This is a genomic window from Sediminibacterium sp. GW821-FHT12F12 (assembly GCF_058806635.1).
On record NZ_JBXAPW010000005.1, the window covers coordinates 187664 to 199655 of the forward strand.

14 protein-coding genes are annotated in these 11992 nt (G+C 44.8%); 7 read left to right on the plus strand and 7 right to left on the minus strand.

Annotated elements, in window-relative coordinates; genetic code table 11:
- Positions 1 to 14 precede the first annotated feature (14 nt).
- A complete protein-coding gene (locus AC1RNB_RS09760; protein ID WP_493082488.1) occupies positions 15 to 215 on the plus strand; it encodes a YqaE/Pmp3 family membrane protein in 201 nt (66 codons plus the stop codon).
- Positions 216 to 219: 4 nt separating this feature from the next.
- Here the strand turns inward: AC1RNB_RS09760 and AC1RNB_RS09765 are convergent, their stop codons facing one another.
- Positions 220 to 552 carry a hypothetical protein gene (locus tag AC1RNB_RS09765; protein ID WP_493082489.1) on the minus strand — a complete coding sequence of 111 codons (333 nt, stop codon included), beginning with the start codon at positions 550 to 552 and terminating at the stop codon, positions 220 to 222.
- Positions 553 to 746: 194 nt separating this feature from the next.
- On the opposite strand from AC1RNB_RS09765, the gene AC1RNB_RS09770 reads away from it, so the two are divergent.
- The 3 genes from AC1RNB_RS09770 (at position 747) to AC1RNB_RS09780 (ending at position 4488) form a co-directional block, all read left to right on the plus strand.
- Positions 747 to 2063 (plus strand): hypothetical protein, encoded by a 1317-nt coding sequence (locus AC1RNB_RS09770; RefSeq protein ID WP_493082490.1) that lies wholly within the window; start codon positions 747 to 749, stop codon positions 2061 to 2063.
- Positions 2064 to 2260: 197 nt separating this feature from the next.
- Complete coding sequence (locus tag AC1RNB_RS09775; protein ID WP_493082491.1) at positions 2261 to 3979, plus strand: S8 family peptidase; 1719 nt, start codon at positions 2261 to 2263, stop codon at positions 3977 to 3979.
- On the plus strand, positions 3979 to 4488 hold the full coding sequence (locus AC1RNB_RS09780) for a DinB family protein (protein ID WP_493082492.1): 510 nt from the start codon (positions 3979 to 3981) through the stop codon (positions 4486 to 4488). The genes AC1RNB_RS09775 and AC1RNB_RS09780 overlap by 1 nt, the downstream gene beginning before the upstream one ends.
- A 34-nt stretch (positions 4489 to 4522) precedes the next feature.
- On the opposite strand, the gene AC1RNB_RS09785 is transcribed toward AC1RNB_RS09780, so the two are convergent.
- On the minus strand, positions 4523 to 5341 hold the full coding sequence (locus AC1RNB_RS09785) for a hypothetical protein (RefSeq protein WP_493082493.1): 819 nt from the start codon (positions 5339 to 5341) through the stop codon (positions 4523 to 4525).
- 95 nt (positions 5342 to 5436) lie between these two features.
- Between AC1RNB_RS09785 and AC1RNB_RS09790 the strand changes: the two genes are divergently transcribed.
- The gene (locus tag AC1RNB_RS09790; RefSeq protein ID WP_493082494.1) at positions 5437 to 5931 is read left to right on the plus strand and encodes a metallophosphoesterase family protein; all 495 of its coding nucleotides are present in this window, start codon (positions 5437 to 5439) and stop codon (positions 5929 to 5931) included.
- 27 nt (positions 5932 to 5958) lie between these two features.
- On the opposite strand, the gene AC1RNB_RS09795 is transcribed toward AC1RNB_RS09790, so the two are convergent.
- From AC1RNB_RS09795 to AC1RNB_RS09805, 3 genes are read right to left on the minus strand one after another with little or no spacing between them, the layout of a single operon-like run.
- Positions 5959 to 6444 (minus strand): hypothetical protein, encoded by a 486-nt coding sequence (locus AC1RNB_RS09795; RefSeq protein ID WP_493082495.1) that lies wholly within the window; start codon positions 6442 to 6444, stop codon positions 5959 to 5961.
- A gap of 15 nt (positions 6445 to 6459) precedes the next feature.
- Positions 6460 to 7176: a LytR/AlgR family response regulator transcription factor gene (locus AC1RNB_RS09800; protein ID WP_493082496.1), complete on the minus strand. Its 717-nt coding sequence runs from the start codon at positions 7174 to 7176 to the stop codon at positions 6460 to 6462.
- Positions 7173 to 8192 (minus strand): sensor histidine kinase, encoded by a 1020-nt coding sequence (locus AC1RNB_RS09805; protein ID WP_493082497.1) that lies wholly within the window; start codon positions 8190 to 8192, stop codon positions 7173 to 7175. The genes AC1RNB_RS09800 and AC1RNB_RS09805 overlap by 4 nt, the downstream gene beginning before the upstream one ends.
- 181 nt (positions 8193 to 8373) lie before the next feature.
- On the opposite strand from AC1RNB_RS09805, the gene AC1RNB_RS09810 reads away from it, so the two are divergent.
- On the plus strand, positions 8374 to 9159 hold the full coding sequence (locus tag AC1RNB_RS09810; protein WP_493082498.1) for a DUF3108 domain-containing protein: 786 nt from the start codon (positions 8374 to 8376) through the stop codon (positions 9157 to 9159).
- Positions 9160 to 9331: 172 nt separating this feature from the next.
- Here AC1RNB_RS09810 and AC1RNB_RS09815 read toward each other — a convergent pair whose 3' ends face one another.
- Positions 9332 to 9805, minus strand: coding sequence for a hypothetical protein (locus AC1RNB_RS09815; RefSeq protein WP_493082499.1), 474 nt, complete (start codon positions 9803 to 9805; stop codon positions 9332 to 9334).
- Positions 9806 to 9950: 145 nt separating this feature from the next.
- On the minus strand, positions 9951 to 11039 hold the full coding sequence (locus AC1RNB_RS09820) for a TolB family protein (RefSeq protein WP_493082500.1): 1089 nt from the start codon (positions 11037 to 11039) through the stop codon (positions 9951 to 9953).
- A gap of 96 nt (positions 11040 to 11135) precedes the next feature.
- On the opposite strand from AC1RNB_RS09820, the gene AC1RNB_RS09825 reads away from it, so the two are divergent.
- Positions 11136 to 11942 carry a tetratricopeptide repeat protein gene (locus AC1RNB_RS09825; protein WP_493082501.1) on the plus strand — a complete coding sequence of 269 codons (807 nt, stop codon included), beginning with the start codon at positions 11136 to 11138 and terminating at the stop codon, positions 11940 to 11942.
- Positions 11943 to 11992: the final 50 nt, after the last annotated feature.

The following is an 11992-nucleotide window of genomic DNA, read 5'->3' on the forward strand; positions in this document are numbered from 1 at the left end:
AACCAACCAGGGATATGTTATTAGCCATTCTTTTTCCCTTCCTGTCTTTCTTTTTCAGGGGAAAGATTTTTACGGCGGTAATTTGTTTGCTGTTACAGCTAACCCTGCTGGGCTGGTTACCGGCAGCTTTATGGGCCGTTATGTCTTTGCAGAATGCACGCGCAGAAAGAAGGAACAACAAACTGATCAAAGCCATTAAAGAAAGCCGGAGATAATTTCTTAGTCTTCAAAAATAAAATAAAGTCCTACAAAGATCAGTGCGATGGCCACCGAGGTAAGTCCGTAAAGGATCCAGAAATACAATGCCGGAAAAGGATTGGTGAGGGAGAGTACGCAACTCACAAAGCCAAGGAAAGCGCCGATAGCGAGCCAGATAAACCCGGTAGTAAGTCGCTTTGAATGCCTGAGTTTTTTATATTCCGACAGGTGTCCCTCAATATGATCTGCACCCAAACCCAAAAGTCTGAGTTCTTCTTCAATCGTATGCGGCTCGCGTTTATCGGCCATCCATTGCTGAACCCATTCCATACGTACAGTAGAGGTATAAGACATAACAATCGTTTGGGAAGTGAGAATCCTTTCAGGCAAAATCCTGAACCTAATATAAGGAGTTTGTTGGATTCCCGGTATACACAATGCACTGATTTTTTTGCAATGGCCATCACAAAACCAATCTTCCTGTATTTTACCGGTAAAACCGGGGCAGATTGCCAGAATATCAGCAACTTTAACCTAACGATATCACTATGCAAAAAATCTTTCTCTTCTCCCTCCTGCTGCTGACAGTGGCCTGTTCGCAACCAACCACCCCATCAAACACCGGCGCTCAATTAAACCAGTTGGCAGAAAAATATGTTCGGTTGGGGCTTACCATTGGCCAGTATGATGAAGCATTCGTAGATGCCTATTACGGGCCCGATTCTTTACGCCCTGTTGGTAACAAAGCGGCGGTATTTCCCAAAGACAGTTTGTTAAAGGCCGTGCAGGCATTAACGGAGGAGATCAATACACTGGCCAAAGAAGAAAAAAATGACACCCTGCTGGCCCGGGTGCGCTGGATCAATGCCCAGTTAACGGCTTTTGCCGGCAGGATCCGTATCGTAGCGGGTCAGCTACCAGCTTTCGATCAAGAAACCAACGCCTTATTCGGGGTAACCGTACCCGCTTATCCGGAATCTCATTTCCAGGAACTGGTGGCCAGGCTGGATGGTATACTGCCGGGGAAAGGAAGCCTCAACAATCGCTTCCAGGAACTGGCCAACCGTTTTATCATTCCCACCAGCAAGATAGATACGGTTTTTAAAACAGCGATCGCCGAATGCCGTAAACGAACCAAAGCACATTATACCCTGCCGGCGGAGGAGGATTTTAAACTGGAATATGTGACCAACAAACCCTGGAGCGGATATAACTGGTACAAGGGGCATTACCAAAGCCTTGTACAGTTCAACACCGATCTGAAAATTTTTATCGACAAAGCCATTGACGTGGGTAGCCATGAAAGTTACCCCGGACACCATGTGTACAATATGCTGCTTGAAAAAAATCTCTACGCTGATAAAGGCTGGGTGGAGATTTCTTTGTATCCGCTTTTCAGTCCGCAATCACTCATCGCCGAAGGCAGTGCCAATTATGGCATAGAAGTTACTTTCCCGGGCAAGGAAAAAAACGCATTTACCAAAGAGGTATTGTTACCATTGGCCGGACTGGACACTACGGGTCTTGACCGCTATTACACCGCCCTTGAGTTGAAGGGCCAATTGAATTATGTACGCAATGAAGTAGCGAGGGGGTTATTAAACGGCACGATGAACGAAGCTGGAGCACTGCACTGGCTGAAGGAATATGGATTGAATAACGAAGAAACTGCGCTGAAATCCATCAGTTTTATCCGTGTGAACCGTAGTTATGTGATCAACTATAATTACGGCAAAGACCTGGTGAAAAATTATATCGAAGCCAATGGCGGTACAGAAACAGCACCCGACAAAAGATGGGAACTGTTTGGCCAGCTTTTAAGCCATCCGCTTACCCCCAATGATCTGTTAACCAAGAAACCTTAAAGGACAGATCCGAAAGCCGCAAATTCCCGCATTATTATCTGTGAATCTGCGGTAATTAAGTACCGATAGTTAACTGATAATCAATAAAATAACAGACAAATCCCGATTCACTTAATGTTTTCCTAAAACAGGGTGTCGATTGTTATTTTATCATGATCATTTCTCAAATTTGTAGATATAGGAAAAACTTTTACACAATGATGCGTCGTGGGATTGTCTTAGCCATCGTGGCCCTGCCTTTCATGTACCAACAGGGACATGCACAAACCGAAGCCCCCAGGGGCTGGCATCTGCTGGATTATGCACAGGATTCCTTTTATGGCATCAGCCTTAACAAAGCCTATACTTTTCTCAGAGAAAAAAGAAAATCAGCCAAACCCGTGATCGTAGCGGTACTCGATTCAGGCGTAGATACAACGCATGAGGACCTGAAGAATATTCTCTGGCACAACCCTAAAGAAATTCCCGGCAACGGAAAAGATGATGATGGAAACGGATATGTAGATGATGTGTATGGATGGAATTTTCTGGGAGGAAAAGATGGACGCGATGTATGCAGAACATCTGACGAAAGATCAAGGGTATACCACCGCTTAAAAGGCAAATTCACTGGTAAGTCGGTAGATACGGCTTCTTTGGTAGGCAATGAGCGGGAACAATATGTGATCTGGCGCAAAGCGGCCAATGAGATCAGCTTCAGTTCAGACGAGCAGGTAGAACTGATGTTTGTGGAAGTAACCGCCAAAGCCATCAAACGCCACGATAAAGTGCTGCGCAAAGAAATGGGTTGCGAAGAGTATACCTGTGAAAAACTGGAAAGATTTGAACCCCAGACAAAAGCCGCGCGTGAAGCCAAGTTTGGATACCTCACCTGTATTAAGATGATCGGTATTGACCCGGATGAAAAAAATACCAATACCATTGCCGACCTGGATGAATATGTAGAAGGAAAGAAAATGGCCTTCGAATCCAAAGACACACCGCCGGTGGATTACCGGGCAGAGATCATAAAAGATAATTACGAAGACATTACAGACCGGTTTTATGGCAATAATGATGTGATGGGTCCGTTGAACAGTGCCAAACACGGCACCCATGTATCGGGATTGATTGCGGCCCAGCGAAACAACGGCATGGGCATAGATGGAGTGGCAGACAATGTGAAACTGATGATGATGCGCGTGGTGCCTGATGGGGATGAATATGACAAAGACGTGGCACTGGCCATTCATTATGCAGTGGATAATGGTGCCAAAGTGATCAACATGAGTTTTGGTAAATCCTTCTCGCCTGAAAAAAGATGGGTAGACAGTGCCGTAAAATATGCTGAGCTGCACGATGTTTTGATTGTACACGCATCGGGTAATGAAAGCAATGACCTGGATGAAAAAGAGAACTTCCCCAATCCATGGCTGAAACAATGGAATACCAACGCTTCCAATTTTATCACCGTAGGTGCCAGCAGCGATCCCAGGATCAGCGGCAGTATCGCGGCAGATTTCAGCAATTACGGCAAACAGAATGTAGATGTATTTGCACCAGGCGTAAGAATTTACTCCACTTTTCCCGGAGGTAACCAATACGGCAACCTGAAGGGTACCAGTATGTCGGCACCGATCGTAAGCGGCCTGGCGGCAATGATCCGTGGTTATTATCCTGAGTTAACTGCTGTGCAGGTTAAAAAGATTATTGAAGAATCTTCGATCAAACCCGATCCTTCGATACAGGCGATCAAACCTGGCTCCAAAAATGAAGAAATACCCTTTGCGATACTAAGCAGAACAGGTGGTATCATTAACGCCTACAAAGCGGTACAAACAGCCGATACCACCCGGGCTGCCACTTCTTTGGCAGGCAAAGAGCCTGTGAAAATTTCCAACGTAACTATTCAGAAAAACACCAAACCAAAATCCTGATGGCAAGACCACAAGCTTCCGAATTTCCTCCCTATTTCTCGAGGTATATCGCAAGAGTGGAAGCAGACAGCGTAGCAGCGGCCGTAGCCCGTTATGCCACTTCCATGAATGATTTCTATACCCAACTCCCAGAAGAGAAAGCCGACTACCGGTATGCAGCAGGCAAATGGACCATTAAAGAACTGCTGCAGCATGTGATAGATGCAGAAAGAATATTCTCTTATCGTGCGTTACGGATCGCCCGTAAAGACAAAACGCCACTCGCCTCTTTTGATGAAGATAGTTATGCGCTCAGTTCGAATGCCCATGCAAGAACACTTGCTTCGTTAAAGGAAGAGTTTCAGGCTGTTCGCAAAGCCACTGACCTTTTGCTTTTATCGTTAAGTGAAGAACAACTGGCTGAACAAGGTATTGCCAGCGACTTGCCGGTTACGACCAATGCCATTGGTTTTATTCTGTTCGGACATTTACTGCATCATAAAGCAATACTGGAAGAAAGATATTTGTAGCATTGTAGTGTAAGGGGTAATCTGTTTTACCTGCTTAATACCGTACAAAATCGCACCATTCCTCGTCGCACAGTAATTTCTGCAGCACGGGATTTTTCAGTACGTCTGTATAGTCCATCGGTTTACCGTTTACCCAGATAGTGCGGTACACCAGGCGTATGCCATGGCTGTAATCGACCCACCAGTTGATATGTCCTGTATACAACGGTTGTATGGGTTTGCCATCCGGTTTGTGCCAGCCGTAAATGGCTTCCCGGTTAGGGCGGGCATCGCGGGTGATTTTACCGGAGAGTACCACATCTTTTTTGATGCCGGCAATCAACCCCCTTCGCCCCTTTCTTTGTCCTTCAACGATCAGGTGATGCTGCCACATGGTAACAGAACTGTCGCGGAACGCATACATAGGTACCGGTATCAGTTTTACTGCAGCCTGTTCGTAAATATCATTGACCATTTTACGGGTAGGCAAAAAACAATGAAAGCTGTCAGCGATCACCTGTGCCGCCATGGGTGTCAGGGGAATCCGGGCCCAGTCATCATCCGTACCCAGTGATATATAATCGGGTGCTACATAATAAAATGCCCGGATCTTTTTTCCGGTAACGCTATCGGTGAGGGAAAGATTGATCCGGACAAATTTCCGAAGAAAAGGAGGCAGGTTGCCAGCCAATATTTCCTGTTTAGCCAATGAATCCCTTTCCTGCCATTTGACTGCAGCTACTGATTGATAAAAAGCCGTACCGGTGGTAGCCGGTAATGCTCCCTTCCATAGGGGCCAATCCATGCGGCGGCTTGTGCTGCAGGATGACAGAATGATGAAAAATACAACAGCTAAAAAAAGAAATCGTCTCATGGGTAGAAAAATATCTGTGGTATTAGAGAAGACTAAGGTAACCAGAAATAAATCAAGTAGCATCCTATCGATCCGGCCAGTAACTTAGCAGTTGTATGACAAAAATCGGCCTTATTTCAGATACGCATGATTACCTGGACGAAGCGGTATTCAAACATTTTGCCGATTGCGACGAGATCTGGCATGCGGGCGATTTTGGAACAGATGCTGTATCAAAGGCTCTGCAGCAATTCAAACCGCTGCGGGGGGTGTATGGCAATATTGACGGACAGGATATCCGTGGCTTTTTTCCGGAAACACTCGTTTGGGAATGTGAACAGGTGAAAGTAGTGATGACACATATCGGCGGCTATCCGCCTAAATACAACCCGCAATCAAAACCATTGATTCTGCAGCACAAGCCACAACTGTTCATCAGCGGCCATTCGCATATTCTGAAAGTGATGTATGATGACAAATTGAATTGTCTGCACATGAACCCCGGCGCTGCCGGCAAACAGGGCTGGCATAAAGTAAGAACCCTGATCCGTTTTGTAATAGACGGAAAGGAAATGAAAAATTGCGAAGTGATAGAGTTGGGTGCCAGGTAAGCCGCTCTCTTAATCTGTGGCGTCTTTTTAACCGCCCCCCGTTCTCCTGCCTGCATAATACTTTCCGATGATGATCGATAGCGGCAGACCTATCATACAGATCAGTATCAATGCGGCTATGATAGCCTGACCTGGCTGAAACGGCGATTTAGGTGTATGACTGAGCGGTACAATGAGCAGGTTCATCACTGCCCATACAAAGGATCCGTATACGACCGCTGTTAACCATTTGTTGAAGGAAAACCACCTCAGTTTAGGATAGATCCAGAAGAAAAAAAAGGTGAACAGAAAGGCAATCAGGTAATGCAGCAACAAACCATATACAGCATACAGGGCTCCGCCTGTTAAAGCGGCTTTATCAAATACACCACTGGCTACAAAATGCAGCACCCGCATAGGATCTTTACCGGTTCTGACACTAAAGAACAGGCAGGCGGTAATAATATCCAGGCTTCCGGCTATCAGCCATGCTGTAAGTATACTGCGCCTTGCCGATAGCGTGCGGACTGTCATATTTTACAATTGGTTTTACAATAGTTTTGCCTGAATTCTTTCCTGAAAAAGTGCGCGGTAGCCATTACTTACCGGCAGGCTCTCTCCTTTTACCATTACCAGATGAGACTCGATATTTTTGATGTGGCGAAGATTTACAATATAAGAATTGTGGATCCGTACAAACTGCGGAGGTAATTGCGCCGCTACCTCTTTCATTCGTTTATACACGAGTATTTTTTCCGTCTCGGTGTGAATGGCGATATATTCTTTCAACGCTTCCAGGTAACAGATGGCATTGTACTCGATCTTATGCACCTGTTTGCCACTTTTCACAAAGAGAAAATCGTTTTCTTCAGATGGGCTGTTAACCACAGGAACCAGTTCTTCCTGTGGCATAAATGCAGTTAATTTATTCACTGCCTGCATAAACCGTCTGAAGCTGATGGGTTTCAATAAATAATCTACTACCTGGTATTCAAAACTGTCCAGCGCATATTCAGCATAGGCAGTTGTAAAAATCAGTTTCTGCTGGGGAGGAAGCATGGCCGCCATATCCATGCCAGACAAGCCGGGCATGTTGATATCCAGAAAAATCAGGTCTATTGTGTGCTGTTTTAAATACGCGAGGGCTTCCATCGCATCAAAAAAACGTGCTTCCAGTTGCAGAAAAGACAGTTTACCAATATGATCCTCCAATAACCGGAGTGCATGCGGTTCATCTTCTACAATCATGCAGGTGATCCTTTTCATAGGGGTATGCTTAACTGTGTCACAAACAGGTTTCCCGCTTCTTCTGCCTGCAAAGTATAACCGGTGCCATACAACAGAGATAAACGGCTCCGGAGGTTGCGCAGTCCGGTACCAGTTGTATCAGGTTTCCCCGATACCGGCAACAGCAGGTTTTCTACCCTGACCTCCAGTTGGTTTTGGTGTACCAGCACAAACAGGTTAATAAAATTATCTTTTCTCAGCTTATCTATTCCATGTTTAAATACATTTTCCACCAGCGGTATCAGCAGCATCGGGGGTACTGCCACCCTTTCGCGGTCAGTTTCTTCCTGTATTTTTACTACCAGGGGGTAACGCATCCGCATTTTTTCCAGTTCGATATAACTGCTGATAAAATTCAGTTCCGCAGAGAGTGGAATTTTTTCTTTGGGTGCTTCATCTACAAAATAGCGAAGGATCAACGAGAGTTTTTCCAGCAAAACCGCTGTAGCCGGTGATTCGCGCTGTGCCACAAAATAAATATTGTTCAGGGTATTAAACAGAAAATGAGGCTGCACCTGCGATTTCAGCAGATTGAGTTCCGCTTCTGCATGTTGCTTCTCTAATAGCTCCTGCTTCCGCTTGAGTTGAAAAAAGCGTAAGGTGATATAAAACAGGATACTAGTCAGGTATACCAGAAAACAAGTGATCAGGGAAGAACCGATACCCGACCAGCGGAAGGGGGTTGGCTTTTCAGCAAAGAACTGATTGTACACATAAAAACTACTGTAATAGCGAAAAAAAGCAACCAGGCAGATCAGTAACAAAGCCAGTAATACATACAACACCATCTGCTTTTTTTCGTAAAAACGCGGTAGTAGTAACAATGCATTTCCGTAAATAATCATGACATAGGTACTCACATTCAGCGCCCCATATACCAGGGCCTGACTGAATGGGTCGAAGGCCATGATAGACAACACATGTATCAGGAATACCAGGATCCAGATAATCCATTGGATCTGTCTGAGTGTAACAGTACGCACCATGTTCAGCATAGAGTACAAATTTAATTTTTACTGCTGCAAATCATAGCATTTTTAAATTAATGGGGCTTTTCCTTCAATGGATGCAGCTGTATAGCCACAGGACAGATTGATTGAAAAAAACCAGCCATCTGTTTAATTCCCCGGAACCGGTGTTTTCCCTGTTTCATTTTTGTAGTCTAAACCAATTTGTATGAAAATATTTACTACCGTTCTGGTTTTCCTGCTGCTGGGTCATTTGATGGCACAGGCCCAAAAAATGGACACATTACTGGTCAAACCCTCAGATGTGAGGCCTTCTGTACTGCAGCCGGGCACCCATCGCTGGCTGGTATACTTTAAAATGGGAAAAGACAGCAGCCGGTCCAGGTTCAGTACCTGGACCAGGAAGATAGACCTCATTAGCTACCAGGGTAAAGAAGCCATTAGTGTTACACAGGAATGGGAAAGCAATGATACCGTTGTTCACAAAGTATATTCCGTATGCAACCGCAAAACCTTTGCACCTTTATTACATGATGTGTGGAACAAGGGGAATACCAGCAGCCGTTGGGATTTTATCAGCCGGGAAGCGATGATCAATGGCAAAGCAGTGAACAGCCATGATGCAGACAGCAATAACGTAAAACGTTACAAAGCTTTTGAACAGTCCTTCGGCCAATATGTATTGAACTGGCATCTCGATCTGGAAACATTCCCCCTCCTACCTTATAAACCCAACACCACTTTTGCCATCAACTTTTATGATCCGGGATTCCCCGCCCCCAAACTGGTGTATTATACCGTTACCGGCAGCGCTACGCTTACTGGTTTTGACGGGCAGCAGATCGATTGCTGGTTACTCGAACACAAAGATTTCGACCGCATGCAGAATCACGAAGTTTTTTATATCAGCAAGAAAACCAAAGAAGTGCTGAAACTGGAGCAACAGTTCGGTACACGTTACCGGTATAAAATCAAATTAGCCTTCAGTAATTAAACTGATTATTTATAAAGAAGTTGGGTAACTGGCAGAACTCTTTAGTTCTACTTTCCTTGTTCTAAGTTCTTCCTGTTCCTTATTCATCTGTTCGTCTGTTCATCTGTTCATCTGTTCATTTCCCCTCTTCTTTCAACAACAAAAAAGCCGCAATCATGCGGCTTTTATCAGTTTAATTCATCCCCGGAAACCAGGGTCTTCCTACAATTTCCCTGAAAGGCCATGGAATACTGGCCAGTACCACGATCAGGGCGATGAGGAAATAATAGAAGGCCTTTTTATACTTCACTTCATCACTAACCGCTTTTTTGGCCATACCATATCCCAGGGTGATCAGAATGATGGCGATGACCATTCCCAGCGGATGTTCTACCCAGTAAAAACGGAAGAACTTATCTTTCATAGCACTGGTGCCCTCGGGTAAGGTAGTGGTCAATATCCCGTAACGACCCATAAAAACCTGGTACAATCCCAGTAATAAAGTGATATGTGCACTGATCATGGTGAATAACCAGATCTTCTTATCGCCTGCGGCAAAAGCCTTTTTACCCTGCCAGCCGCTATAGGCTTTCAGGATAGAGACCAGCAACAAGACCAGAATTACCCAACGAAGAAAATTATGTAAGTGTACCATTCCTGTTTGCATATCGATAATTTTTTTATAAGTGAAAGATAAAGCAGGGTTTTGGGAAAAACGAATGTTTCTTTCGTGAATGGTCAATTGTCAATGATGAAAGATGCCCAGGCTTTTCTACCACACTCCCCATTCACAATTACCCATTCACCATTCACTACTCCACCCAATCTGCCACAAACAGATTCGTATCCCTTGTGCCGCCATTATTACGGTTAGAGGCGAAAATGATCTTTTTGCCGTCCGGACTGAACATGGGGAAAGCATCAAAGCCCTTATCGCGGCTGATCTTTTCAAGGCCCTTACCATTGATATCGGTGAGGTACATATTAAAAGGAAATCCTCTTTTGTATTCATGGTTACTGCAGAAGATGATTCGTTTGCTATCGGGTGTAAAATTGGGCGCCCAGTTAGCCTGTTCAAGGTTGGTGATCTGTTTGGCATTTTTTCCATCTGCATCTGCTACCCATACTTCCATATGCGTAGGTGCTACCATCCCCTCGGCCAGCAGTTCCTTATATTCTTTGATCTCGGCATCGGTTTTGGGGCGGCTGGCACGCCAAACAATTTTTTTACCATCCGGGCTAAACCAGGCACCGCCATCATACCCCAGCATATTGGTGATGCGCTTTTCTTTACCGGTGGCGAGATCCATGATGTATAAATCCAGGTCTCCGTCTTTATCGCTGCAATAGATCATCTTTTTGCCATCGGGCGATAAGGTTCCTTCAGCATCATACCCCTTAGCAGTAGTAATTTGCTTTACGATCTTTCCATTCAGATCAGCCATGAAAATATCATAACTATCATACAATGGCCAGATATAACGGTTGCCGTATTTTTTACGGTCGGGTGTAGGCGGGCAGGTATCTGCTCCCTTATGCGTAGAAGCATACAGGATATGTTTACCATCGGGCAGGAAATACGCACAGGTAGTCCGGCCTTTACCAGTGCTCACCATTTTATAGGTGAACTTCTCATCCGGTTTGGTAGGAATTTTTCCGATAAAGATCTGGTCGCAGGTAATCCCTTCTTTAGGGTTGGTGCGTTGAAAAATAATGCTCTTGCCATCATAACTCCAATAAGCTTCCGCATTATCTCCGCCAAAAGTTAACTGACGTACATTTTTAAAATGCTTTTCACCGGCAAATAAAACAGAATCATTTACGACAGCCTGTGATGGTTGAGCCAGTAACTGACCAATACCTGCCAACAGGCATACCCAAATAATCAATCCTCTTTTCATATGGTTATTTGTTAATATTCGGCAAAAATAGGTTTCCGGCAACAGTCTTACGTCAGAAAACTGTCACGTGCCATTCTATCTGCTTAATTTTACCGGATGAAAGTATGGAAAATCGTCTTTTGTGTACTGCTGCTGGCAGCCTGTAAAAACGATCTGAAAGAAAAAGTACCTGGTACCCTGCCCAAAGAGAATATGCCCGCACCAGTGCAAAACCTGCTGAGCATTGTAGAACAATATCCCGACAGTATGGGCCTGCGGATGAAGCTGGTGGATGCACTGGATAGTTTGGGCGCTTACCCACAGGCTCTTGGACAGCTGGATTCCCTGATCAGAAAAGACAGCCTGAACTACGGTCTTTGGTACCGCAAAGCCCTCCTACAGGAAAATGCCAAAGATACTACCGGGGCATTACGGTCTTACCGGTATGCCATCCGCATATATCCATCGCCCGATGCCATGCTGGCTGCTGCCAACCTGCTGGCGGAGAAAAAGGATACTACGGCCCTGCGGATTTGCCAACAACTGATGGCTTTGGGAATGGGTAGAGAGTATGTGGCACATTGCCATTTTATTACAGGTATTTATTACGCAAGAACTGGTAATCAGGCAAAAGCGATAGAATCATTCAACAATTGTATCCGCAACGACCTGAATTATATGGAAGCGTATATGGAAAAAGGCTTTCTGTATTTTGATCACCATCAAACCCAGGAAGCACTGCAGATATTCCAGACAGTGGTAACCATAAAAAATACCTATGCTGATGGTTATTACTGGATTGCCAAATGCAGAGAAATATTGAAGCAACCCGCAGAAGCCATTGATAATTACCGGAAATCCTTAACCCTGGATCCAACATTAACAGAAGCAGCCGCAGCATTGAACCGCTTAGGCGCTAAATAAATTTAATCGCAGACAAGCAATAAATTCTGCAATTTCGCAGCATCAAAATT

Coding starts and splice junctions, on each gene's coding strand:
- AC1RNB_RS09760 (WP_493082488.1), top strand. CDS start 15: ATGTTATTAGCCATTCTTTTTCCCTTCCTGTCTTTCTTTTTCAGGGGA.
- AC1RNB_RS09765 (WP_493082489.1), bottom strand. CDS start 552: ATGTCTTATACCTCTACTGTACGTATGGAATGGGTTCAGCAATGGATG.
- AC1RNB_RS09770 (WP_493082490.1), top strand. CDS start 747: ATGCAAAAAATCTTTCTCTTCTCCCTCCTGCTGCTGACAGTGGCCTGT.
- AC1RNB_RS09775 (WP_493082491.1), top strand. CDS start 2,261: ATGATGCGTCGTGGGATTGTCTTAGCCATCGTGGCCCTGCCTTTCATG.
- AC1RNB_RS09780 (WP_493082492.1), top strand. CDS start 3,979: ATGGCAAGACCACAAGCTTCCGAATTTCCTCCCTATTTCTCGAGGTAT.
- AC1RNB_RS09785 (WP_493082493.1), bottom strand. CDS start 5,341: ATGAGACGATTTCTTTTTTTAGCTGTTGTATTTTTCATCATTCTGTCA.
- AC1RNB_RS09790 (WP_493082494.1), top strand. CDS start 5,437: ATGACAAAAATCGGCCTTATTTCAGATACGCATGATTACCTGGACGAA.
- AC1RNB_RS09795 (WP_493082495.1), bottom strand. CDS start 6,444: ATGACAGTCCGCACGCTATCGGCAAGGCGCAGTATACTTACAGCATGG.
- AC1RNB_RS09800 (WP_493082496.1), bottom strand. CDS start 7,176: ATGAAAAGGATCACCTGCATGATTGTAGAAGATGAACCGCATGCACTC.
- AC1RNB_RS09805 (WP_493082497.1), bottom strand. CDS start 8,192: ATGCTGAACATGGTGCGTACTGTTACACTCAGACAGATCCAATGGATT.
- AC1RNB_RS09810 (WP_493082498.1), top strand. CDS start 8,374: ATGAAAATATTTACTACCGTTCTGGTTTTCCTGCTGCTGGGTCATTTG.
- AC1RNB_RS09815 (WP_493082499.1), bottom strand. CDS start 9,805: ATGCAAACAGGAATGGTACACTTACATAATTTTCTTCGTTGGGTAATT.
- AC1RNB_RS09820 (WP_493082500.1), bottom strand. CDS start 11,039: ATGAAAAGAGGATTGATTATTTGGGTATGCCTGTTGGCAGGTATTGGT.
- AC1RNB_RS09825 (WP_493082501.1), top strand. CDS start 11,136: ATGAAAGTATGGAAAATCGTCTTTTGTGTACTGCTGCTGGCAGCCTGT.